The sequence below is a fragment of the Staphylococcus croceilyticus genome, from assembly GCF_002902575.1.
Taxonomy (GTDB): domain Bacteria; phylum Bacillota; class Bacilli; order Staphylococcales; family Staphylococcaceae; genus Staphylococcus; species Staphylococcus croceilyticus.
In genome coordinates this window covers 1-213 of sequence record NZ_PPRD01000109.1, presented here as the reverse complement: position 1 = coordinate 213, position 213 = coordinate 1, and the positions used below count along the sequence as shown (strand labels likewise).

General features: G+C 45.5%; 1 protein-coding gene. It reads right to left on the bottom strand.

All coding sequences use genetic code 11. The annotated features are described in order from the left end of the window. Nucleotides 1-213 (bottom strand): hypothetical protein (locus CD128_RS11925; RefSeq protein WP_231917315.1); only part of this gene is annotated, 213 nt, incomplete at both ends.

Genomic DNA, 213 nt, shown 5'->3' with positions numbered 1-213 from the left:
CACTTTCTGATCCTGATGTGCTTTCTGAGTCGCTTGTACTTACTGACTCTGAACCACTCTCACTTGTTGATGCTGAATCACTATCTGATGTGCTTGTACTTACTGATTCTGAGTCACTTTCACTCGTTGATGCTGACTCACTGTCTGATGTGCTTGCGCTTGCTGACTCTGAGTCACTTTCACTCGTTGATGTTGACTCACTGTCTGACGTGC